This is a genomic window from Thalassospira profundimaris, from assembly GCF_003326755.1.
GTDB lineage: Bacteria > Pseudomonadota > Alphaproteobacteria > Rhodospirillales > Thalassospiraceae > Thalassospira > Thalassospira profundimaris_B.
Genome location: NZ_JPWH01000013.1, coordinates 27,620 through 50,557, shown reverse-complemented (window position 1 = coordinate 50,557; position 22,938 = coordinate 27,620). Strand labels below are relative to the sequence as shown.

At 54.9% G+C, this 22,938-nt stretch carries 21 protein-coding genes and 1 pseudogene; 16 read left to right on the top strand and 6 right to left on the bottom strand.

What is annotated here, in order from left to right; genetic code table 11:
* The first annotated feature begins 525 nt into the window (after window positions 1-525).
* Window positions 526-1,182 (top strand): hypothetical protein, encoded by a 657-nt coding sequence (locus TH25_RS15430; RefSeq protein WP_114089258.1) that lies wholly within the window; start codon window positions 526-528, stop codon window positions 1,180-1,182.
* A 133-nt stretch (window positions 1,183-1,315) separates the two neighbouring features.
* On the opposite strand, the gene TH25_RS15425 is transcribed toward TH25_RS15430, so the two are convergent.
* Complete coding sequence (locus TH25_RS15425) at window positions 1,316-2,260, bottom strand: LysR substrate-binding domain-containing protein (RefSeq protein WP_114089257.1); 945 nt, start codon at window positions 2,258-2,260, stop codon at window positions 1,316-1,318.
* Window positions 2,261-2,367: 107 nt separating this feature from the next.
* Between TH25_RS15425 and TH25_RS15420 the strand changes: the two genes are divergently transcribed.
* From TH25_RS15420 to TH25_RS15400, 5 genes are all read left to right on the top strand, one after another.
* Complete coding sequence (locus tag TH25_RS15420) at window positions 2,368-2,763, top strand: tautomerase family protein (RefSeq protein WP_114089256.1); 396 nt, start codon at window positions 2,368-2,370, stop codon at window positions 2,761-2,763.
* The gene (locus TH25_RS15415; RefSeq protein WP_114089255.1) at window positions 2,763-3,191 is read left to right on the top strand and encodes a cupin domain-containing protein; all 429 of its coding nucleotides are present in this window, start codon (window positions 2,763-2,765) and stop codon (window positions 3,189-3,191) included. The genes TH25_RS15420 and TH25_RS15415 overlap by 1 nt, the downstream gene beginning before the upstream one ends.
* Before the next feature lies 1 nt (window position 3,192).
* A complete protein-coding gene (locus tag TH25_RS15410; RefSeq protein WP_114089254.1) occupies window positions 3,193-3,765 on the top strand; it encodes a DUF4865 family protein in 573 nt (190 codons plus the stop codon).
* Window positions 3,766-4,375: 610 nt separating this feature from the next.
* Entirely contained in the window at window positions 4,376-5,392 is a 1,017-nt protein-coding gene (locus TH25_RS15405; protein WP_258549178.1) for a hypothetical protein, read from the top strand.
* A complete protein-coding gene (locus TH25_RS15400) occupies window positions 5,389-6,822 on the top strand; it encodes a hypothetical protein (protein WP_114089252.1) in 1,434 nt (477 codons plus the stop codon). Before TH25_RS15405 ends, TH25_RS15400 begins: the two co-directional genes overlap by 4 nt.
* Before the next feature lie 23 nt (window positions 6,823-6,845).
* On the opposite strand, the gene TH25_RS15395 is transcribed toward TH25_RS15400, so the two are convergent.
* Window positions 6,846-7,751, bottom strand: coding sequence for a LysR substrate-binding domain-containing protein (locus TH25_RS15395; RefSeq protein ID WP_114089251.1), 906 nt, complete (start codon window positions 7,749-7,751; stop codon window positions 6,846-6,848).
* A 194-nt stretch (window positions 7,752-7,945) separates the two neighbouring features.
* Here TH25_RS15395 and TH25_RS15390 point away from each other — a divergent pair, with 194 nt between their 5' ends.
* The gene (locus TH25_RS15390) at window positions 7,946-9,130 is read left to right on the top strand and encodes an acyl-CoA dehydrogenase (RefSeq protein ID WP_114089250.1); all 1,185 of its coding nucleotides are present in this window, start codon (window positions 7,946-7,948) and stop codon (window positions 9,128-9,130) included.
* A gap of 113 nt (window positions 9,131-9,243) precedes the next feature.
* Window positions 9,244-10,467 carry a CaiB/BaiF CoA transferase family protein gene (locus TH25_RS15385; protein ID WP_114089249.1) on the top strand — a complete coding sequence of 408 codons (1,224 nt, stop codon included), beginning with the start codon at window positions 9,244-9,246 and terminating at the stop codon, window positions 10,465-10,467.
* Between the two features lie 87 nt (window positions 10,468-10,554).
* On the opposite strand, the pseudogene TH25_RS25720 reads toward TH25_RS15385, so the two are convergent.
* A pseudogene (locus TH25_RS25720) lies at window positions 10,555-11,388 on the bottom strand (DMT family transporter); the annotation flags it as partial.
* A gap of 110 nt (window positions 11,389-11,498) precedes the next feature.
* On the bottom strand, window positions 11,499-11,978 hold the full coding sequence (locus tag TH25_RS15370) for a hypothetical protein (RefSeq protein ID WP_114089248.1): 480 nt from the start codon (window positions 11,976-11,978) through the stop codon (window positions 11,499-11,501).
* Window positions 11,979-12,550: 572 nt separating this feature from the next.
* Here TH25_RS15370 and TH25_RS15365 point away from each other — a divergent pair.
* The 4 genes from TH25_RS15365 (at window position 12,551) to TH25_RS15350 (ending at window position 16,217) form a co-directional block, all read left to right on the top strand.
* Window positions 12,551-12,853 (top strand): DUF6506 family protein, encoded by a 303-nt coding sequence (locus TH25_RS15365; RefSeq protein ID WP_114089247.1) that lies wholly within the window; start codon window positions 12,551-12,553, stop codon window positions 12,851-12,853.
* A 149-nt stretch (window positions 12,854-13,002) separates the two neighbouring features.
* Window positions 13,003-13,911: a ketopantoate reductase family protein gene (locus TH25_RS15360; protein WP_114089246.1), complete on the top strand. Its 909-nt coding sequence runs from the start codon at window positions 13,003-13,005 to the stop codon at window positions 13,909-13,911.
* 225 nt (window positions 13,912-14,136) lie between these two features.
* The gene (locus TH25_RS15355) at window positions 14,137-14,763 is read left to right on the top strand and encodes a DUF4347 domain-containing protein (protein WP_114089245.1); all 627 of its coding nucleotides are present in this window, start codon (window positions 14,137-14,139) and stop codon (window positions 14,761-14,763) included.
* Between the two features lie 794 nt (window positions 14,764-15,557).
* A complete protein-coding gene (locus TH25_RS15350) occupies window positions 15,558-16,217 on the top strand; it encodes a hypothetical protein (RefSeq protein WP_114089244.1) in 660 nt (219 codons plus the stop codon).
* A gap of 133 nt (window positions 16,218-16,350) precedes the next feature.
* Here TH25_RS15350 and TH25_RS15345 read toward each other — a convergent pair whose 3' ends face one another.
* Window positions 16,351-17,142 (bottom strand): AraC family transcriptional regulator, encoded by a 792-nt coding sequence (locus TH25_RS15345; protein WP_114089243.1) that lies wholly within the window; start codon window positions 17,140-17,142, stop codon window positions 16,351-16,353.
* Window positions 17,143-17,289: 147 nt separating this feature from the next.
* Between TH25_RS15345 and TH25_RS15340 the strand changes: the two genes are divergently transcribed.
* Window positions 17,290-18,633: an MFS transporter gene (locus tag TH25_RS15340; protein WP_114089242.1), complete on the top strand. Its 1,344-nt coding sequence runs from the start codon at window positions 17,290-17,292 to the stop codon at window positions 18,631-18,633.
* Window positions 18,634-18,819: 186 nt separating this feature from the next.
* The gene (locus tag TH25_RS15335) at window positions 18,820-20,778 is read left to right on the top strand and encodes a bifunctional 2',3'-cyclic-nucleotide 2'-phosphodiesterase/3'-nucleotidase (protein WP_114089241.1); all 1,959 of its coding nucleotides are present in this window, start codon (window positions 18,820-18,822) and stop codon (window positions 20,776-20,778) included.
* A gap of 136 nt (window positions 20,779-20,914) precedes the next feature.
* On the opposite strand, the gene TH25_RS15330 is transcribed toward TH25_RS15335, so the two are convergent.
* Window positions 20,915-21,337: a GcrA family cell cycle regulator gene (locus TH25_RS15330; protein ID WP_114089240.1), complete on the bottom strand. Its 423-nt coding sequence runs from the start codon at window positions 21,335-21,337 to the stop codon at window positions 20,915-20,917.
* Window positions 21,338-21,529: 192 nt separating this feature from the next.
* Here TH25_RS15330 and TH25_RS15325 point away from each other — a divergent pair, with 192 nt between their 5' ends.
* Complete coding sequence (locus tag TH25_RS15325) at window positions 21,530-22,183, top strand: NnrU family protein (RefSeq protein WP_114089239.1); 654 nt, start codon at window positions 21,530-21,532, stop codon at window positions 22,181-22,183.
* 153 nt (window positions 22,184-22,336) lie between these two features.
* Window positions 22,337-22,810 (top strand): methylmalonyl-CoA mutase, encoded by a 474-nt coding sequence (locus TH25_RS15320; RefSeq protein WP_114089238.1) that lies wholly within the window; start codon window positions 22,337-22,339, stop codon window positions 22,808-22,810.
* Window positions 22,811-22,938: the final 128 nt, after the last annotated feature.

Below are 22,938 nucleotides of genomic sequence, written 5' to 3'. Positions count from 1 at the left end.
TTGATTTGATTGTAGGATTTTTTTTTGGGGGGGGCGCAGTAGGGCTTGTGCCAAGGAATGGTATAGCTGACGGAGGCATCAAGTATGCAGACGCTTGTAAGGCCCCCAAAGGGGGCAGACACGAAACGAGATTTACAGGGGCTGCTGTCGCGCGACCTTCATCTTCTTTGTCTCGATAGTCGATAGGGGGGATATAAGGGAAGGTTGCTTGCTGTTTGCCGCTCCGTGTCTATTTGAAAAATAATCTATCCGGACTACCCAAATTTTACCCTTTGTGATTGCTTCACATGCAGGCAAATAGGTTGTCCCACCTCACTCTTTGGCTGACTTTGCTGCTGGCGTTGTAAGCCGTGCAACTTTGTGGCGGGATTGAAGGTCTTCTTGGGGGCGGACCGGGTTTGAAGGGGAGGGGTACGTTTGGCTAGAAGGCTTTTGATGGTGCTGGACATTTTGTGTCTCTGATTCCAGATTTTGCTATTCTGGCTATAGTGATTTGTTTTTTTCTGCTTAAACAAGGAATTGGTGATGTTTGGTGCTGGAAAATTCATCATGGCGGTTTTGGCCGTTACCTGTCTGTTTTACAGGCCGATGGACGCCCATGCTCGCAACGGATTGACGTTCAAGGGGTTCGAGGCCAACCTGTTTGATGTGCTATCCGGGGTTGCAACTTATTGTCAGCATAATCCGGGCCGCATGGCTTTTGCTGCGTCCGGTGCGGATTATGGGGATGTACTGTTTCGCAAGGCGTGTGGTGCTGGTGTTTCACATGCTAAGCTGCCTTTTGGTGATTGGAATATTTTTTACAGCGAGGCGGAGCATCCTGACGGTTACAGATCAATTTTTGCTGTTATCAGGCAGTTTATTTTCGGCGGCCGGGAATACCTTCTTGTGATTGGCGATGAGATGTTTGTGCGTTTTCCTGGACAGGAAAAACAGGAGATCACGCGACGGCCGGCTGCACTTTTAAATGTTCGTGAAGACAGGCCTGGGCGATGGGTAGAAGTGATCGATTATGTGGCGTCGAGTGGTGCGGGATGGAATGTGCGCACGGGGTCTCTATCGGACTTTTCTGCGGCGCAACAGCGTGCGGACGACAACGTTCATGCTATTTGGCAGCGTATTGTTGCTGCTGATTTTGGGAGGCTTGTGCGTAACATGAAAGATATGCGATGGCCTGATTGACCATTCATAATGTGATTTTTTACCTGTTTCTGTTTTTATTAAAGCAGCGATAGAAAAATAAAAGACCGAATGCGCGGATTGTTTTTGCCAAGGCGATCTTTTAACCTTGGCTTTGGGCAGTCTGACTGATTGATCATACCTGTCTCGGGGTAAATTTTAGTTGGGACATCGTCCAAGCTGCTGGCAGCGTATCCTGCAAAGCCTGGCGGATGATGGCGGCGAGGTGGTTGCTGATTTGATTGTCGGGTTTGGGGGCGCGCAGCAGGGCGAGGCCAAGGGATGGCATGGCGGGCAGGCCGTAGCTTGCAGGGTCGAGCACGCGCAGGCTGGCCGGATGGCCGAAGGGTGTACGCAGCGAAATGCCAAGGCCCGCCGCCGTTGCTGCCCACATGCCACCCAGACTGGGGCTGACAAAGGCGATCCGCCAGGGGATGCCGTGCTGGTCAAGGTGGGTGCAGGCGATTGTGCGCAGCATGCAGGGGGCTTCAAGTACGGCAAGGGGTAAGGGTTCGCTTTGATCGGCATTCGCGCCCGGTTGCCAAAGGGGAATGGGGCCTTCCTCCGCCGGGCCGAGCCAGCATAGCGGCAGGGATGCTATAATGTCGTCGTCTTTTGCTGTGCCGTCGTCCCAGGCAAGTGCCAGGTCAAGATGGCCCGATGCAAGTTTTTCGCGCAATTCGCTGTTGCGGCCAATGCGCCCTTCAACGCGGACACGGGGATGGGCGCGGGCAAACTGGCCCAGCACCTGTGCCAAAACGGTTTCGCCAAAATCTTCCTGAATCCCCAAACGGACCCAGCCTTCCAGTTCCGGGCTTTGCAGGGCGCTGATGGCTTCATCATTCAGGCTTAGCAGGCGCCTGGCATAGGAAAGCAGCAATTCGCCCTGATCAGTAAGGGCAAGGCCGCGCCCGGCCCGGCGCACAAGCGCACTTCCGGTTTGGTCTTCCAGCTTTTTGAGCTGGGCACTGACCGCCGATGTGGAACGCCCCAGCCGGTCGGCTGCCTGCATGAAGGACCCGGCATCAATGCCGGTAACAAAACTGCGCAAGGCAGCAAGGTCAAGGTTGGTCAGGCGCATGAATAGTAATCCTGAAAAACAGGAAATTTGATCCTGAATTATGCGATTTTCAGGATAATCCTGTGCTTTCATACTGCATCTGTCAATTGCGTTTGGAGGAACGACAGATGCCTTTCACCCGTATTTCCCTGCTTGCCGGCAAGTCGCCAGAATATCTTGGCGCTGTTCGCGACAGCCTTGACCGCGCGCTGGTTGAGTGTTTCGAGGTTCCCGAGAATGACCGCTTTGTCGCGATCCATCAGCACCAGCCCGGAGAGCTGATTTTTGATCGTCATTATTGCGGTGGACCACGATCAGACGATTATATTTTCTTTCACATCACCACGGGGATGGCCCGTTCGCGTGAAACCAAGGCGGCCTTTTATCAAAGGCTGGTGGATAATCTGGCGGTATTCCCCGGTGTCCGGCCCGAGGATGTGATGGTTTCGATTGTGAATGCGACCTTTGATGACTGGTCCTTTTCAGACGGTGTTATGGCCTCGACATTTGGCGGGCGCGGGTGATGGGGTCAGTTTTTGACATGCTGCCAGCTTGCCCGCAAACCACGCGTGTTTTTCGTGCTGGCGAAGGTATTTCGCCTGCCCCGGCAGGTGTTTCAAATGGCACGTTTGATGTGCAAATGCTGTTATCAAGTTGCAGCGAAGGCGAGATGACCGCGATGCGTGCCCATATGCCGCCCGGCATTATCACCCATTGGCACAGCCATCCGCGCGGGCAATTGTTATTTGTGCTGAATGGCACCGGGCATGCGCAGCGCATGGGGGATGAAGCTGTGGCGCTATATGCGGGGGATGCGGTGTGGTTTGCGCCAGATGAACGTCACTGGCATGGGGCCGCCCCCGAAAGTTCCTTTGAATATCTCAGCATACAACCCGTTAAAGACGGCAAAGCTGTTGATTGGTTTGAACCCGTTACGCCGGAGGCATTTTGACATGATTGCCATGCAATACAGCTTTACCCTGCCAGCCGATTACGACATGACCATCATTGATCGGCGTATTCGCGATAAAGGGCCGTTGCTTGACGGTTTTCCGCGCTTGCGTTTCAAGGCCTGGTTGTCTGCACGCCAGCAGGGTGCGGATTTTGCCAGTTCTGAAAATCTTTATGCGCCATTTTATCTGTGGGATGACGCCGAAGGCATTGACAGTTTCCTTTCCAGTCCGGGCTTTGCGACCCTTGTCCGTGATTTTGGTCGGCCATCGGTGAAGGTATGGCAGGTGTGGCATCACGGAGTGACCACAGATATTGGAAAGCCCAAATATGCCACGCGGATTATTGGGGGAATTGCCCCCTATCGTGACCTTGCCAGCCACCGGGACGCGGCCATAGACCATGCAAAAGCCGCGATGAAGGCGGGGGCGCTGGCGGTGGTTTCGGCCTTTGATCCCGGGACATGGCAGCAGGTGCAGGTTTGTCTGTGGCGGCGTGCTGCCGACGTGCCGGTGATTGCGGAAACGGGGCAGGTTTATGATGTTGGGCATGTTTCCCTGCCTGCATCCACATGATTATGTGACTGTATTATGTGACTGTTCGCAGGACAGATATCCGTTTGCATCTGCCTGTCAGACTAGAAGAAAAAGACCCGGGCAAACCCAAAAGGTTTGTTCGGGTCTTTTTTGTTGGTGAGTACATCGCAATATAAGAATCAAGCCAGTGAGATTCTATCTCGGCAGCAGCAGGAGGAGGTGGTGCTATTTTGACGGGATTTTTGTGCCGGAAATGAGCCAAAAATTGCAGTTTTTGGGGATTTTGACGCGAGGGCGATATGGGGCGGATGCCTGTGATGTCACTTTTGCAAAAGATTTAACATTTGGCCGTTTTTCCGCAGCATTAGGGTTGTCGCAATGTGCGCTTTTATGAAATATGTTTATAAGGTGAACGGGTGTAATCTTCTTTACAGGATGGATTATACTTACGAGGGGCGCTTCGGTTGAAGCGGACTGATCGACAGGCAGAATGAAGAGACAACAAAATCTGCAACGGGGCCAGCAGGGCCAGAGCGGGGCGTCCGGGAGTCTTTCGGGGAAGCCGGACCCGTTATCATCTTTGCCAAAGACATTTGAAGCGCGTGGGGTCAGAACACCTTTTACAACGCGCCCGCTTAGATTTGCGCGGGTGGTGCGAGACTCTTACAACAAGCTGGTGATCAATCTGCCGGGCCTGTCAGGCGGGCTTGGCACCTATGAAATGCCGCTTGAAACCATGCGCCAGATTTTTCACCTGTCGGTGCATGACAGGATGCTGTTTGAGGAACTGGCACCGGTTTCAAGGCCCAATCCCGAAATTTTACGCCGCATTTCGCGTAATATCGCCCGCACCGGTGTGGGGGGTGTCAAGCTGGCGCGCGAGGCGATACGCCTTGATGCGCAGGAAAAAGCCAGCCGCGATACCGGGCAATTGACTTTGGTTTATCAGGCCCTGCGCAAGCTGGGCGGTGACGAGGTTCAGGACATGAAAATGGCCGATCTCGCAACACTTGAGGGGCAGAAGCGCGCCCGCGCCGCCCTGAACGCCTTTGCCCGCAATGCCGGGGCGGCAAATGAGTCGGTCATTGACAGCCTGGAAGAATGGAGTGTTTTGACCGGGCCTGTCGGTTTGTCGGCAGATGGATGTGCCGGGCCATTGCGGGATTTGGTCAGTGGTTTGCGCAAACTGTCCAACGAGCTTGAGGAATGGTCCACCTCGGAAATGTCGAATATGCGCTTTATGGCCAATCATGTGGTGAACGGGGCCGGGGCGACCTATGACCATGCGGTGCGCTGGCTGCGGATCATTGACCGCTGGAGCAATGACATGGGGTCGGTTTTGCTGAACTGGCCCAAAGCGCAAAGGGAAATTGAAAGCAGCATAGACCGTTTGTGGTGGTTGCTGGACGGCTGGGAAGAGCTGATTGCCCGTTGGCAGACTGCCCGACAGAATTCGCGGACAGATCAGCGCGATGCGCTTGAGGAACTGGCGAGTTTTCTGCCGATCATTCCGATCAATGAACTGGAGCCGGAGGAATATTCTTTCTGGACCGATATCCGGGTTAATCAGGTCATGTGGGCGGCAGAAGTGCGTAAACTGGGATCGGGGGATATGGATTCCGAAATGGTGACGCGTCTGGAGCGTTTCCGGGAGGGGGGGCAATGACCACTGCCGGGGGAGCGGGACCGTCGATCAATCAGCTTGAGCAGCTTTTTGATTCCTTAAGTACCGCCGAAATCACAAAATTTACCCGGGCGATTGAAAGCGACCGTAACGCGCCGCGTCTGCCGCTGCCCCATGACCAGATATTGCAGATTTTGCGCCCCCGGCTGGCATCGTTAAAGCCGGAGCGGTACCCCACCCCCATGCGGCAGTTTTGCACCCCGTTTGAGGATTTGCTGCAATCGGACATGCCATCGGAAACCAGCATTCGCATTGGCAGGCCCTCTTTGGTGCCGATCTGGAAGGTGGTGTGCGAAAGTGCCTCGGGTGATTTTCACAAGGCCTGCAAAGACCTTGAAGCGGCTGCCGAAATTAATCATCGCGAGAATATTTACCGGGCCGAACGCATCTTGTGGGCCGAGGCCGCAACCTGCATAGAACAGCAACTTGCCGTTTCCGAACAGGGTGTAAAACAGGAACGTGCCCTGGCAACGCATTTGGGATCGCGCGTGCATATGAAACCGTTTGCGGCCGTGGCCCGCATCTTGCGGGTGGCAGAGCCGGTGACGGAAATGCGTTTGCGTTTTCCCTCCGCCCCGATCCGCAGTTTAAGCAATTCCGACCTGGTATGGCTGCGCGAGAAGTTTCTGGAGGTTTCACACGAGAAACCGGGTTACGAGACAGATTTCATGTCTGCTGTTCTGGCCCGGCTCCTGCGCCCCAGCGAGCTTTTCAAGGTGATTCGCGTGCTGTCAAGCAAGGCCGATGATCGTTCACTGGGCAGTACCAACCTTGCCAGTGCCGGGGATATGGTGATCGATATGCTGGCCGAAATTGTCACCAAGATCGAGGATGGCATTCGCCAGGGCAATGACGAACACCAGATTTTGCAGTTGGCGCGCTGGTATGCCTCGGAATTTGTGCGGATAACCCGCGAATTGAACATTCGCAAGGATGGCCCGTGGGGTGAACGGTTGTTGGGTACCCGTCGTCGCGTCAGCCAGGCGATTGCCAATACCATGTTTGGCGCCAGCCCCGAACGCGTGACCGAAGCCCTGCCGCAACCGCCAAAGGCGCCGATGGGGCGCGGTGCCGTTGTGCCGCCCCTGTTTGCCGTGCCCTTTGACGGTGACAGGGTGCTGGGCGCCGAACAGGCCGCCGAAGCCATCGCCGAGATGGCAAGCATTGCCCACATTCTGGCCGCCCAAAGCTCGGCTACCAAGGCGGTGGTCGAGATCAAGAAGAAATTGAACCAGGTCGGGCGCGCCGGGGTGGACAGCATGGCAAAGCTGGGTATGGCGGAATATGAGAACGCCCAAAGCCATTTGATGGCGATTGTACGTTTGCTGGAAATTATCGATGGCCCCGAAGATGCCGACCTGTTGCGCCGCCGTGGCATGTCGGCCTTGCGCGCGATTGAAGAACGCGGGTAGGCGTGAATGCTGCGTTGACCCAGTCAGGCGCCGGGGTTTTCGGTGCGGCTGTGATCGGCCAGCCATTTCATGAAAGCACGGATTTTTGGCGTGCGCACCCGGTTTTGCGGACAGGTGGCAAAATAATGATAGGGGCTGGCGCGTGGCGGCCCAAAGGGCGCAATAATGCGCCCATTGGCGATTTCATCGCCAATGGCAAAGGTTGGCAGCAGGGCAACCCCCAACCCGGCAATCGCCGCCTGCATTGCCATTGTGAAATGTTCAAATTTCGGGCCGTTATCTCCGTCAATGCCGTCCAGCTTGGCTGCCTTTAACCAGTCACGCCAGCCATTGGGGCGTGTTGCGATATGCAGCAGGGAAAACTGGCGCAAATCATCGGGTTTTGGCGCATGATCCATTGATGCGATCAGGTTCGGGCTGCAAATTGGCACCATGTTTTCGCCTTCCAGACGGCGGGCTTCCAGGCCGTCCCAGTCGCCGCTGCCAAACAGAACGGCAATATCAATCTGTTCGCGGTCAAAATCGGGCATGCCAATGCGCGAAATGAAATTGATGACGATATCGGGGTGGCGGGCGCGAAAATCCGGTAAATACGGGATCAGCCGTCTGCTGCCAAAGGTGGGTGGGGCGGCAATGGTCAGCACCCCGCCGTCGCTGCCGCCCGAAAGCAGTTTCAGGGTGGCCGTTTCGAGTTGGTCAAGCGCGGGGCGAATGGCCTGCAGATAGTCTTCACCTTCGGGTGTTAAAATCAGTCTTTGCTTTTTTCTCATGAACAGTTTGCAGTCAAGCCAGCTTTCAAGCCCCTGAAGCTGCCGGCTGACGGCACTTTGCGTCAGGTAAAGTTCTTCTGCCGCGCGTGAAACAGTGCCGTATCTGGCAACTTGTTCAAAGCAGGCCAGGGCCTTGGTTCCGGGAATGCGTCGCGCCATTGTCAGTCATCCTGCCTGTAAAGTTCATGAATTTTTTGCATAAACTTGCACAGATTTATCATTTGCGAAAGCGCCTGCCAATCCCTAGCCTGACATCAGAGTTTTTCGAGTTTCGGAAATGCTGCCGTCTCGCCCACGGGGCCTCGTGCCCGTAGCGGCATTTCCGATTTCGCATGTCACAAGGAAAGAAACACATGGCAGGCCGCGTACATTTTCACTGGGAAGATCCGCTGGGGCTGGATGCCCAGTTAAGCGAAGAAGAACGCATGATCCGCGATGCGGCGCATGATTATTGCCAGGAACGGCTGATGCCCCGTGTGCTGGAAGCCAACCGCCATGAAATATTCCATCGCGAAATCATGAGCGAAATGGGCGAACTGGGCCTGCTGGGTCCGACCATCCCAGAGGAATATGGCGGACCGGGGGTAAACCATGTTGCTTATGGCCTGGTGGCCCGCGAAGTGGAACGGGTGGATAGTGGCTATCGTTCGGCGATGTCGGTGCAAAGCTCGCTGGTGATGCACCCGATTTATGCCTATGGCAGCGAAGAACAGCGCAAAAAATACCTGGCGAAACTGGCAACCGGGGAATGGGTGGGCTGTTTTGGCCTGACGGAGCCGGATCATGGTTCTGACCCCGGCAGCATGAAAACCCGGGCACGCAAGGCTGATGGCGGCTTTATCCTGAATGGTGCCAAAATGTGGATCACCAACAGCCCGATTGCCGATGTGTTTGTCGTCTGGGGCAAGGATGACGAAGGTGTCATTCGCGGTTTCATCCTGGAAAAAGGCATGGAAGGCCTAAGCGCACCCAAGATCGAAGGCAAGTTTTCGCTGCGTGCCTCCATCACCGGTGAAATCGTGATGGATAATGTGTTTGTGCCTGCTGAAAATATGCTGCCCAATGCCAAGGGCCTGGGCGGGCCGTTTGGCTGCCTGAACAAGGCACGTTATGGCATTGCCTGGGGCTCGATGGGGGCGGCGGAATTCTGCTGGCATGCTGCGCGTCAATATACGCTCGATCGTATCCAGTTTGGTCGTCCACTGGCGGCAAATCAGTTGATCCAGCTGAAACTCGCCAATATGCAAACCGAAATTGCCCTGGGCCTGCAGGGTGCACTGCAAGTGGGCCGGATGCTCGATGCCGGAACAGCGGCCCCGGAATCCATTTCACTGATGAAGCGCAATAACTGCGGCAAGGCGCTGGATATTGCCCGCGTTTCGCGTGATATGCACGGTGGTAACGGCATTGCCGACGAATATCACGTTATTCGCCATGTGATGAACCTGGAAGCGGTCAATACCTATGAAGGGACGCATGATGTGCATGCCTTGATTTTGGGCCGTGCGCAGACGGGAATTCAGGCCTTTACCGCCTGATCCTGATGGAAAAACGGGTTGCTTGCTGGTTTCGCGAGCAACCCGATTTGGGTTTTATGGCATATATGCCGTTTATTTTCCGCCTGAAATCCCCTGTTAAAGGATAAAAGACTATGCTCGGAGCCTTGAGCGGTATTCGTGTTCTTGATCTGTCGCGTGTTTTGGCCGGGCCGTGGGCCAGCCAGACGCTGGCGGACCTTGGGGCCGAAGTGATCAAGATCGAACGGCCGGGCAATGGCGATGATACACGCGGCTGGGGCCCGCCCTATGCGCGCGATGAAGCCGGGAATGATACCTCCGAAGCGGCCTATTATCTGTCGGCCAATCGCGGCAAAAAATCGCTAACGGTCGATATGACAACATCCGAGGGCCAGCAGGTTATTCGCGATCTCGCGGCAAAATCCGATGTGGTGATTGAAAATTTCAAGGTTGGCGGGCTGGCGAAATACGGGCTGGATTACGCATCGCTTAAGGCGGTGAATGACCGGCTGGTTTATTGCTCCATCACCGGCTTTGGTCAGGATGGTCCTTATGCCAAACGGGCGGGCTATGATTTCATGATCCAGGCGATGGGCGGGTTGATGAGCCTGACCGGCGCGCCGGACCATGAACCGGGCGGACAGCCCATGAAGGTGGGCGTGGCGGTGGCCGATATTTTCACGGGCCTTTATGCGACCATCGGTATTCTCGCGGCCTTGCGCCATCGCGATGAAACCGGCGTCGGGCAATATATCGACCTCGCCCTGCTCGATGTGCAAACCGCCATTCTCGCCAATCAGGCGATGAATTACCTGACCACGGGCAAGGCACCGGGCCGCCTGGGCAATGCACACCCCAATATTGTGCCTTACGAAGCCTTTCCGACGGCGGATGGCTATATCATTTTGGCGGTGGGCAATGACAGCCAGTTTGCCAGCTTTTGCAAGGTCGCGGGCATGGAAGAAGCCAGTTCCGATGCCCGCTTTGCCACCAACCGTGCCCGTGTTGCCAACCGCACCGAACTGGTGCCATTGGTGCGCCAGGCCATGGTGCAAAAAACCACCGATGACTGGATTGCCATTCTGGAAAAGGCCAATGTGCCGTGCGGGCCGATCAATACGCTGGACCGGGTTTTTGAAAACCCGCAGGTCAAACATCGCGGCACGGTAAAATATCTGGATCATCCGCTGGCGGGTAAGGTGCCGACGGTTGCCAATCCGCTCAAACTGTCGCAAACACCGATTTGTGATGAAACCGCCCCGCCCACATTGGGGCAGCATAGCGAGGCCATTTTGCGCGACATTGGCGGGTTGGATGATACGCAAATCGAACGGTTGCGTGCTGCGGGCGTGATATGATCCGTCGCGTTGTTTAACCCAATTGCCGCATGTCAGGCAGGCCTGTTTGCGTTTATGGCGCCATTGCTGCCCATAGGTACCAAAAACCGCGACGATAATAAGGCTGCCACCCAAAACGGTGTGTCCTGTCGGGATTTCATGGAAAAACAGAATGCCCCAAATCGGGGCCAGCGGTGTTTCCAGCGCAATTAGCAGCGCGGTTTCTGCCGGGGGGAGATGTTTGGCCCCGGTTGAGAGCAGAATGAAGGCAACGGTAAAACACAGTCCAAAACCAGCCAGAATGACCATCTCGTTTGGGGCGATGCTGCTTGTGGTTCCAAGGCCAGCGGCAATCGGGGATAGCAACAGGGCGGATGCCGCACCGGGCAGGGTGGTGGGCGTATCGGGCCAGCGGCGGTAAATGATGGTTATGCCCGCCATCACCAATGTCATCCAGCCGGCCAAAAGGTTGCCCCATACATCTCCCTTGCCGGGCAAACCGCCAAAAATCACCGCCACACCGGCAAGGGCGGCAAAGCTGCCCAGCAGGATTGTTGCTGTGGGACGTTCGCGTAAAAACAGCCAGCCAAACAGGGCGGAAACAAAGGGGGCTGCAGCATAAATCATCGCGACATTGGCAATGGTGGTCAGTTTAAAGGCCGGAATAAATGCAGCCGTACCACTTGCCATCAGCAGGGTTGCCAAAATGGCCGGGGCGTGAAAACGGCGTATTTCACGGGTGAGTTTGCCGCGCAGGGCCAGCAAAATAATGGCCGCAATCGCCGCAACCAGCCCGCGCCACAAAATGATGGTCCAGGCATCGGCATGAACACCCTTGGTAAAAACCCCCCATCGTGCTGAACATGACAGCCGACAGGCAGACCAGTTGAAAACCACGACCGGACGGGGAGTTTGTTTTGGCGGCTGGCATCGACATGGCATTTCCTTTGTGTGGATATGCCATGTCATAGCGCAGCCCTGCTGACAGCTTTCTGTCAGCAGGGACCGGGGTAACACACGGCCTGCGCAAGGCACTGCGTTACCCTTTTGCGTCAGGCGCGCTCGAACAGTTCTTTTTTGAACGCGAAGGGCTGTGCCGTGTTGGAATAATAGGCCCAGATATATTCACCGCCTGCGCCCTTGTTCAGATCGCACCCAACCTGGGTATAGCCCGAGATTTGCGGCGGCGTCGAAGATGACGTTACCAGAAAGGTCATGCTGGTGATGGGTTTGTGACCGTTGCCCCGGCGCCAGTACATATAGATGTATTGGCCTTTCGCCCCTTTGTTGAGGTCTTCGGGCGACCATTCCCAGCCCGGGATGGGGGCGGATTGTGCTCCGTCATAGGCAATGAAATTGACTTCCGTTACCGGGTCGGTTGTCCCCTGTTGAAAGCCGCAATAAATGTAGTTGCCGCGGACTGTCGCATTCAGGTCGGTCGGGAAAAATTCCCAGCCGTGCTCGTATTGTGGTCCGGCCGAACCAATGGACTGAATGGTGAAGTTGGTAATCGCCAATTTGCTATTGGGCATTTTAAATCTCCTGATGTGTTGATGGCTGACAGGCGTGACAATTCCCCTACCGGCATGAGGATGGGGGTGACTGTAGCGGCTGTCTTTTGGGTCACATTCTTTTGTCGGAAATCAGTTTTCCGCCAGAAGGTTTGATGGCTGTTCTGAAGGCAGTTTGTCTGCCATCCGTTTTGTCGGGGTCACGAAAAACGGATGGCATAATGAGAGTCTTTTGTGTGTTTTAGGCGATCTGTCCCAACCTGTTTTCATGCCAGGGTCTGTAACGATTGCAGACACGCTTTTCATTCGCGTTGCATGTTATTGACGATTGCACTTGAAAGTTGTGATATGAAAAGACATGGAGATTTGAATGTCATGAACAGGCAAAAATGACTTGCCGTAATCCGGGGACGGTTTTGTGACGTAAAAGAAAGAAAGTTTGCATCGCAATTTCCGGTCACAAGCGAACATTTTCTTTTTGTTTGAAAACGATAACGATTTGGAAAATCTGAAAAAGCGGTTCGGGGTTGTGCGTTGCAGTGTCCCCTGTCAATGTGACCCTGGTGAGGACGCCGGATTGAGAGGAACCCCGTATGGTATTGCGAAAATACGCTTTTCTGATCAAGGCAAATGGTTATCCGCCTGCCGGTTTGCGAACGACCCTTCCCGGAGACGGCTTTACATCGATCATATTTGCCAGCGGCGATATTGATGCCCTGGTTGCCGAGGCAATGGCGATGGTGGCCGAGGGGATACAACTGATCGAGCTGGCGGGTGGTTTTAGTGATGAAGACTATGCCCGGATTCAGGATGCCATCGGCGATGGGGTGCCCGTTGGGCGGGTCCTGTATGACGATAAAAATGCCGCCCGGTTAAAGCCGGGATGGCGGAAATAGGGACTTTCCCGGAACCTACAGATCGTGGCAGGCAGTTGGTTGGTCCTGATCAGGTGCGGGTTGCGCGGACCGTGCGGGTGTCGCAGATATGCGGCGGGGCTTTGTGGTACCCTCATTGATGAAATTGCGAAGAAGGCGAGGAAAGCAAAATGAAAATCGCGGTTATGGGCGCGGGGGCCGTTGGCTGTTATTACGGGGCAAAACTGGCGCAGCGCGGGCATGACGTGGTTTTAATCGGTCGTCCGAACCATGTGCAGGCGATTAACAAAAACGGGCTTGTTTTTGAAAGCGGCGGGATTGTTGAAACGGTTCGGCTTGCAGCCAGTATTGATCCGGCAGCCGTGACCGGGGCGGACATTGTTTTGTTTTGTGTAAAATCGACCGATACCGAAAGTGCCGGGGCTGCAATCGCGCCGCATCTGGCGGAAGATGCGATTGTGTTAAGCCTTCAGAACGGCGTGGACAATGCGGAGCGTCTTTCGGCACTCATCGGGCGTGTGGTGCTTCCTGCGGTTGTCTATGTTGCGGTGGGTATGGCCGGTGACGGACATGTGGCGCATTTTGGCCGGGGCGAACTTGTGATTGGACCGGGCGCACAAAGTGACAGGATAGCCGATAGCTTTGGCCCGGCAGGCATTCCGGTAGAGATTTCCGGGAATGCGCCTGGGGCGCTGTGGGCCAAGATGATTTTGAATTGCGCCTATAATGCGCTTTCGGCCGTGTCGCGGTTGCCTTATGGCGAACTGGCAAAAGGCGAGGGTGTCATGACCGTGATTGAAAATGTGGTGGCGGAATGCCTTGCCGTTGCCAATGGCATCGGGGTTTCGGTTCCGGGGGATATTCAGGCGGCGGTTGCCGGTATCATCAAGACCATGCCCGCGCAATATTCCTCGACCGCGCAGGATCTGATGCGGGGAAAACCCAGCGAAATTGACTATCTGAACGGCTATATCGTGCGCCAGGGCGGCGCGCTTGGCGTGCCCACACCGGCCAATCAGGTGCTTTATACGATGGTAAAACTTCTCGAAATGCGGGCCGAACAGCAAACCGGCACCTGATATGTCGATTGTCCTCTTTGATGCGGACCTGTAAATATATCTGGACGTATAGTGATTTGCGGGAAAAGGGATAGGCTCCGACCCTTGGGTGTCAGTTATTGGAACTGGACGAGTCGCAGGGTTTTCGCTACTGATATTGATATCAATTAATAATAGTCGTGCGCATGAAGGCGCGACAGTGGGACGTTTATCATATCACAGGATGACCACAGGTAGGGGGCATCTATGACGAACGGGAATAACGCCGTTCAATTCTGGCAAAACGCGCCTGTCGGGCGGCTGTCGGAAACGGTGCGCAAGACGGGTTTTGGGGCACGTCAGGGACGTGCGGCATGCCTTGTATTTATCGATCAGTCGCTGGCAGATATCGAAGCCATTATCTGGCGCTATGCCGGTATTGCCGAAATTTTTATGGTGGGTGCGGCGCAGGACGGCCTTTCCCTGATGGGAAATGTTCTGGGGCAACACGAAAATGTCCAGACCGTGCATGTCTTTGCGCGGGCCTGTCATGATGGCATGGTTCTTGGCACATCCATGCTCGATGCGCCCTGTTTGCGACGTCATCCTGAAAGGTTTCGTCGCTGGCGTGCGGGCCTCGCCAATGATGCGTTTTTCTTTTTTCATGGCTGTGCGGTAACGGACCCTGCCTTCGATCAGGTTCTGGCGGCCACACTTGAAGCTTTCACCGGTGCACTGGTGAATGTGGGCAAGGACCGCCCGTCTATGGTGCGTCCGTCGCCCTTGCCCGAGATCAATGAGGCGGATGAAGCTACGGGCTATCTTAACGCAGGACCGCGGGCCGAGCGGCGATCGGGCAATGATCGCCGGATTGCCGAACGACGGCGGGGTTGAGTTCGGGGTTGGTCCTTTATGGATATATCACGGCGCGACGCTGCAGCCTTTGCAGGCTGGCTGTCCGCGCCAGACTGGCAGGGATATGGCCGCTCGGGGGAGGTTGAGCCATATCCTGCCAGTCCCAAAACCGGAGGCCCGTGCGGTGGCCTCCGGTTTTTTTGTTGAAATAGGATATGCATTAAAGTTGCCGAATTAAAATTTTCCGGCTTCCTTGAGTTTTGACGCACGCATACTAAGCGAAATTTTGGTTCGAAAAGGCCTTAACCTGGGACTCCAATAAAAAACATGATCACGCCTGCTATCAGGTATCTTGGCGAAAAGTTATAGCGAAATGGTAGGTGCCGATCGATGCTTGCGGCTCTGGCGCCGTCATGGCCTTCGCCTGTTTGCGTTACAATGTAGACATAGTTGGCAAGGTGTATTTGTTTCATATAGCAACGATGGATCAGCACGGGCTTTGGTGCTGCCGTTTAATGCCTGCTGTGTCATGTCCCAATCAACCGTTTGTCGGTTTGTCTGGTGCCGAGTCGGGAATTTACGACCGATATTATACAACTTATAATAAAGACCGGATGCACAAGGGCAATTATGTTGTCGGCTAGGATGTGGGTGGGGGCCTAATCTAAAGAACAGGGATATTGAAATAATTGTGCGAATTTGGCGGGGCGAGAGAACGTATAGTATCGCAATGCGATTAAATTTGTTATGGTAGTCGCTCTTATAGGTAATAAGAGCTCGTTTTCGGGCATGGTCCCGAAGCATCAGGTATTGCGGATTCTCAGGAGGAGGAAATGCGTACGGTCAATGATATGCACCCCGCCCGCAGACAGGGCGAGGCAAATTATCGCGGGCCTCATCAGCCACAACTCGATATCAGCCCGGGCCGCAGAAGCGGTGAGCCGAACCATCGTGCCTGGAAAAAATTTCAGGTGTTGAATTTGGTTTCGGGTTCGGACTCTCTCTCGTCCGAGGCGCTTTCGCAGATGACGGCACGTTTGGCCGACGTGACAGGACGCATGTCTGCGCCCCCGGCGGCTGGCGATGTAACGTCTTTTTTCGGGCACAATCCGCCTGCCGCGTTGTCGGCAGAGCAGGCCGCCGCCCTGATGAAGGCCCTGTATGAAGGTCTGTCATCTCTGCAAAATGTGATGGAGGCCCTGCCTGATCTGGTAAAGCTGTTGCGCCTTTTGGCCGAACGCGAGATGTCCGCTCCGGTGGTGAAGGGCAAAAAACATCATCCCAATCGACGTGCCAGCGATCGCGAGAAGGGATCTCAACCCGATTGCGACTGGTCGATTGAAGATGCGGTTTACATTCACAATCTGTGTTCGGAAACGCGCCGGACCGGACGGAGCCTGTCGCAGGCAACATCGCGATATCTGAACCGTCTTCGTACCGAAGAGGATGATATTTTGCTGCCCGGCGATCGGTTTGGGCGGGATATTGACTGATCCTGGGTTTCACAGGCCGGGTTGTTGCCTTGCCGATCTGTCCGACAGGCGTATCAGGATGAGGAAAGCCCCCTGTTTCGCCCGCTGTTGTTCAAGTCTGTTAGAACGGTCCTTCGGGGCCGTTTATTTATTTTTAAGGCGGCGTATTGAAATAGGTGCCCGGTGTTTTGCCGGTTGCCTTGCGAAACATGGCAATGAAGGCGGATGTGTTTTCATAGCCCAGATCAAGGGCAATTTCCGTGACCGGCCGGTGATGGGCGAGTTTTTCGAGCGCATAGAGCAGCCGTAATTTTTGCCGCCATTCGCGAAACGGCATACCGGTTTCGCGCAAGAACAGTCGGGCTAATGTGCGCGACGATGCCCCGCAATCGCGCGACCATTCCTCAAGGGTGCGGTTATCGGCCGGGTCGGATTGCAGATGATGGCAAATGCGGGCCAGCCGTGGATCCTTCGGGGCGGGCAGATGCAGGTTGTTGCTATGGACCTGTGCGGCAAGCTGATCCAGCAGGACCCGGATTAGGCGGCCTTCGGCACCCTGTTCGTCATATTCAATGGGAATTTGTGCCGCAGCGCGGATCAGTTCGCGTAAAAGCGGGCTGACCTCAATCACCATGCACTGATTGTTTAGCCGGGCCGGAACATCTCGCGCAATATACACATGACGTGCCCGGCAAAAGGTGGCATGGGCCACCGCATGGTCCACACCGGGGGGCACCCAAACCGCGCGTTGAGGCGGTACAACCCATATGCCGGCTTCGGTCGTGACCGTCATGGTGCCTTCGGTGGAATAAATAAGCTGGTACCAGTCGTGATGGTGCATGCCCACACAGCGCCCGGCCGGAAAATCAGAGACCCGTACATAAACCGGGCGCGGCAATATATCCGGGCGGGGGCGGGGTGGGGGTGAATTTTCGGGTTTTAACATGGAAATATGTCCTGTTTGCCGCATTCAATGGCAGATTACCGTGAGACAGACGATCAGGACAAGTTTAGTTTGGAAGCAATCCAGACAACTCCCGGGATCGCCGGATGAATTCGTGATGCGGATTCATGAACTTTCAGGAAACCGTCCATGCCCACCCCTTATCCTGCCCCACGCCCGACGGACAATGCCGAGGCCCATAACCCGACAGAGCCGGATGCCCATGCGCCAGATTATTTGGCAAGTACGGCCCCGGACAAGACGGCTTTTGCCAAAGGGGGAGCCGCCGGACCAACCGGCTGGCGCAACAACCCCGAAGTGCTGCTGATCCTGATGGCAGCTGCCATGCCACTGTCCTTTTCGACCTGGATGGCGCTTTTGAACAATTTTTCCGTCGAAATGGCCGATTTTACCGGCAGGGAAATTGGCATTTTGCAGTCTTTGCGGGAAATTCCCGGTTTTTTGGCTTTTACGGCCATTTTTGCCCTGCTGATTTTCCGCGAGCAAACTTTTGCCATCCTGTCCCTGATGGTGTTGGGGCTGGGCGTTGCCATGAGTGGCTATTTCCCCACCGTGATCGGCCTTTATTGCACCACCGTCCTGATGTCGATCGGCTTTCATTATTTTGAAACCATGCAACAGGCGCTGTCCCTGCAATGGGTGGCGAAGGACCGGGCGGCAATGGTGATGGGCCGTCAGCTGTCGGCAAAGTCAATTGCGTCATTGCTTATGTTTGGCGGCGTGTGGGTAATGATGGAAATTTTCGCCATGCCCTATCGCGGGGTCTATGTGGCGGGCGGGGCGCTGACCATTATCGGTGCGGTTATTGCCTGGATGGTGTTTCCCAAATTCAAGGATGCCCATCCGCAAACCCGCAAGCTGGTGTTGCGCCGTCGTTACTGGCTCTATTACGCACTAACCTTTATGGCCGGGGCGCGGCGCCAGATTTTTACCGTGTTTGCCGGTTTTCTGATGGTGGAAAAGTTTGGTTATGATGTGGGCACCATCACCATTCTGTATTTGCTGAACCACGCCATCAATATGGTACTGGCCCCAAAAATTGGCCGCCTGATTGGCAAATGGGGCGAACGACGGGCGCTGGTGGTGGAATATTGCGGGTTGTTTATCGTCTTCACCTCCTATGCCTTTGTGCAAAATGCCCATATTGCCGCCGGGCTTTATGTGATCGACCATATGTTCTTTGCGATGGCGATTGCGATGAAAACCTATTTCCAGAAAATCGCTGATCCGGGCGACATTTCCTCGACGGCCGGGGTCAGTTTTACCATCAACCATATTGCGGCGGTGTTTTTGCCCGCGGCCTTCGGGTTGTTGTGGCTGGTTTCGCCTAGTGCCGTTTTTTTGACCGGGGCGGTGCTGGCGCTGGGGTCGCTGATTCTGTCGCTGAATGTTCCCCATGACCCGCGACCGGGCAACGAGGTGGTTTTGGGGGGCACGGACCCGGCGCCATCCGTTGGGCAGGCTGCCCGGTAATTTGCGCCAAACCCTTTGTCAGGCTGGTTTTTCTGGCGTGAACATTCAACGTGAAAAACGCCTGTTCTGCTGGATGGGTGTTTTTGTTTGCCTCTCTGGTGTGATTTTCGCAAAATCTTCAAATTCTGACCGGATAATCAGAAATAGATTGGTCAGACAGACCACCATTTTTCAGGGATGCACGAAATGACTTTCTACCGTCCGTTGGCCTGCGCGATCATGGGCCTGTCCGTAAGTTTGATGGCGGGCACCGCCCTTGCCGACAGTGCCGTGTCGTTGCGAATTCTCGAAACCACCGACATTCATTCGCATTTGGTCAATTACGATTATTACCGCGATGCTGCATCGCAAACGGTGGGCCTTGCCAAGGATGCCACCCTGATTAAAAAGGCGCGGCAAGAGGCCGATAACAGCATCCTTATTGATAATGGTGATCTGATCCAGGGCAACCCGCTGGGTGATTATATGGCCAAACGCCACGGCCTGAAAAAGGGCGAAACCCATCCGGTTTACAAGGCCATGAACCTGATGGATTATGATGTGGGCAATGTCGGCAATCACGAATTCAATTACGGGCTGGAATTTCTTGCCAATGCCATTGCCGGGGCGAAATTCCCCTATGTGAATGCCAATATTTTTGTCGATGATGGCGATGATAACCCCGACAACGACAAGCCCTATTTTACCCCCTATCAGCTTTTGCAGCGTGAACTGGTGGACAAGGATGGCAAAAAACATCCGATCACCATTGGCGTTATCGGCTTTGCCCCGCCCCAGATCATGCAGTGGGACAAGGCCAACCTGGAAGGTCATGTCATCACCAAAGACATTGTGGATATGGCCGAAAAATATGTCCCGGAAATGCGCCAAAAGGGCGCGGACCTGGTGATTGCCGTGCCCCATTCGGGCATGAGCACGCAAACCCGCCACGGCATGGAAGAAAATGCCATTTATTATCTGTCCAAGGTCAAGGGCATTGATGCCATTTTGTTTGGTCATGCCCACGAAGTTTTCCCGTCGGAAAAATTCGCCGATATTGAAGGTGTTGACCTGACCAAAGGCACAATTAACGGGGTTCCCGCCGTGATGCCCGGCTTTTGGGGCAGCCATGTTGGCGTGATTGATTTAAGCCTGAATGTGAAGGATGACGGCACCTGGCAGGTGACAAATTCCCTGTCGGAGGCCGAACCGATTTATCATCGTGAAGGGCGCGACGTGGTGCCGCTGGTTGATGCCGACCCGGAAATTTTAAAGGCGGTCGAGACCGAGCACAAGGCAACGATTGATTACATGCGCGAAGGCGTGGGCACGAGTGAGTCCGCGATTAACAGCTTTTTTGCCCTGGTGGCGGATGACCCCTCGATCCAGATCGTGACCAATGCCCAGAAATGGTATTTGAAAAAGATTTTGGCCGGGACCGAATATGACGGCCTGCCGATCCTTTCGGCCGGGGCGCCGTTTAAGGCCGGTGGGCGCGGCGGGCCGGATTATTATACCGATATTCCGGCAGGCAAAATCGCCCTTAAAAACGTGGCGGACCTGTATATTTACCCCAATACCGTGCGCGCCGTGCTGTTGACCGGCAATCAGGTACGCGAATGGCTGGAAATGTCGGCCGGGCAATTTAACCAGATTGATCCCAACAGTGATCAGGAACAGATGCTGATCAATCAGGATTTTCCGACCTATAATTTCGATGTCATCGATGGTGTGACTTATGAAATCGATGTGACGCAACCGGCCCGCTATAACAAGGATGGGGCGGTTGTGAACCCGGATGCGCATCGCATCGTCAATTTGCAGTTTGACGGTAAACCAATTGACGGCGACCAGAAATTTGTCGTGGCAACCAACAATTACCGGGCCAGTGGCGGCGGGCATTTCCCGGGGCTGGATGGTTCGACGATTATTGTCGATGCGCCCGATGAAAACCGCACCGTGCTGGCAAATTACATCATGGAAGAAAAAATTATCGACCCCAAAGCCGATGGCAACTGGCACCTCGCCCCGATGGACAATGCCAGCAAGGTAACATTTGTCACCAGCCCGAAGGCCTCGAATGCGGTAAATGCGCCGACCAATATCAGCTATGTGGGTGAAACCCCCGAAGGTTTTGCCCAATATGTGCTGACAACGTTGAAATAAATGCGACTGTTTTCTGATTGTCGTCGTTTTGGCAAACCCCGCTATGGCGGGGTTTTGTCGTTTCGGCAAGGCTGATCGCACGAAAAAAGCCGCCCCGAAGGACGGCCTCTCCGATTTTTTTAGCAGGGGCGCACGATCAGCGTTTGTTGTTCGGGCCGCCGTGATTGGGGTTGCGCGGATTGTCTTCACGCGGGCTTTTGCCATTCAGGTAGGCCGCAGCGCAATGTTCATCGCAATAGGGTTTGCCAGGGATGATTTTTTTGCCGCAGAAATGGAAATCATCATCTCCGGGATCGCCAAACGGCCAGCGGCACATGCCCGGTCCAAGGTCATAAATGCTGATGCCTTTCGACAGAACCTTGGGCGCCGGGGCCTTTTTGGTTTCTGTTTCTTCAGCACGACGCTGGATCGGCGACGGACGTTTGGGCAGACCCAGGCGGTGTGCCTTGCCAACAACGGCATTTTTTCCCACACCCAGCTCTTCACCGATGCGTGCCGTGGTCCAACCCTGATTCCAGAGCGAAGTCAGCAATTCAATCTTTTCCGGTGTCCAGCTCATGTCGAGTATATTCCGTGTTCCGATGTTTGGGATAAACCCAGCTTTATTGCGTAAAATCAATTAGGGATAAAGAGGTATCCGCTAAAGTCGCGCGGCGCAAGGGGCGAAGCCGACAGGCTGGCCATTCAGGGTGCGCGAAACGTGGAGGGCAATTTGCATGTTGCGCCGTCAAAGTAAAGAGGTGATCGCATTTTGACGTGGTTTTTCATTTCCATTGTTGCATTTTTGGCAGGTCATATCCTGCCGGGCATGTTCCGCCGTCAACTGGTCGCGGCCTTGGGAACCTCTCTTTATCTGTTCGCTTTTTCGGCAATTTCAATAGGCCTGCTGGTTTGGGTGATCGGGGCGGAACTGAACGCCGATTATATTGCCCTTTGGCCCTATGACCCGCGCAGTCATTGGGTTCCGCTGGTGGCAATGCTGCCGGTCTGCTGGCTGTGGGTGGCCGCCGTGCGCCAGCCCTGCCCACTGTCGATTGGCCGGGCAAAGGGCTATGACCCCGATCATCCCGGCATTAACCGCTTTACCCGTCATCCCCTGTTGCTGGGGGTTGTGATTTGGGGCAGTGCGCATTTGTTTCCCAATGGACATTTGGCGGCCGCAATATTTTTTGGCGGCAGTGCGCTTTTTGGGGTGTTGGGCATGGCGCGAATGGAAAAAATGCGTCTTCGCCAGCTTGGTGCCGCGGAATTTGATCGTCTGTCAGCAGGGACTCGGCGGTTTTACCTGCCGGGACTGTTCAAAGGGGCGCTGGACTGGCGCGATATATTGGGCGGCCTCATTTTATATGGCGCGATCCTGGCTTTGCATCCGCTGGTATTGGGGCGCGACCCGCTGGCATTTTGAATATTTCCATTTTTTAATGTGCCTTGGTTTGCGATGCTTGCTCTTTGGTGGGCAGGATGTGATAGGATGTGTCTTTCCAATCGCAACCAGACTGTTATGGACGGGTTGCGAGTTTACCGGCGGCTCCTCTGCCGGGTTATTTTGCGAGGTGCCATGACCTCTAGTGAACTTGCCTCCATGTTGTCGCGCTTTGCTGAAATAGAAGGCCGACATCCCCGCATTCTGGTCGCTGCGGCCTCCAGCGCTGAAGAAAAACAGCTTAAAGCCGTGGCAACCCTGTTTGCCGATGGCGGATTTGATGTTGATATTGCCCCGCCCCAATCGACCGAGGTGTCGATTGCCCGCCAGGTTGTGGATTGTGATGCCGATATTCTGGCCCTGATCCGCCTGCAGGCGGAAAGCGATGACCGGGTGCGTGTGGCAGACCTTATTTCATCGCTGGATGCGCAAGGGGCGCAATATGTGCAGTTTGGCATTGTCGGCCATCCGGATGATCCCGCGCGGGACAATGTCGATTTCGTGTTTGATATTGACCATTTTGCCACCGGTGACATCGGGGCGCTGATGCAGTTTTTGCTGCTGGTGGAAGAAAGCCGGATGTCGCCCGTCGCGACAAATCCGCGTTAGACCGTTTTATATTGGCACGACCATAAAGGTCCGTGATTTTTTGCCGCCATTGCGGCATGATATTGATCCGGGAAGCGCAAGAGCGTGCGCAATCCGCCCTGTTTTGTCGGGGCCAGACCCCCGGTTGT